At 35.4% G+C, this 497-nt stretch carries 1 pseudogene; it reads right to left on the reverse strand.

Annotation, left to right across the window (positions count from 1 at the left end):
* Window positions 1-497 (reverse strand): annotated as a pseudogene (locus CYP05_RS08590) (carbamoyltransferase HypF); the annotation flags it as partial.

A 497-nucleotide genomic window follows, 5' to 3' on the forward strand; every position in this document is an offset into this window, starting at 1 on the left:
ATATCCTACCAACAGAGCTAGTTTTTACTAAATTTAGCCCCTTTTGCTCCATCATCTTGAAATTTCGAAGCACCTTTTCATCAAAATTTACTAAAAATTTACGCCCCTCGCCCTCAAGCTGATACTTCAAAATAATAGAATAAGCGATAAGATAGATATTTTTTATGCTATTTTCGCCGCCAAATAAGCTAAATTCATCAAAGTGATAAACTCTCTTGTAGCTATTTTTATCTAGCCTAAAGACCTCGCCACCCCAAATTTTGCCGTCTTCTCCGTATCCAGTGCCGTCAAAACAAAAGCCAAGATACTCTTTATCTGGCAAATCATTTTCAAAGATGACACTTAGTAAATGCGCGTAGTGATGTTGCAGATGAACTAGCTTAAAGCCCTGATCCTTTGCCCATTTTGTATTTAAAAAATTTGGATGAAGATCGGCTATGACCTTGTCTATTTTTAGATCATAAGTCGTTTTAAAAAGCGTAAAAATATCCTTAAAC

This window comes from Campylobacter concisus (assembly GCF_002913545.1).
Taxonomy (GTDB): Bacteria; Campylobacterota; Campylobacteria; order Campylobacterales; family Campylobacteraceae; genus Campylobacter_A; species Campylobacter_A concisus_AV.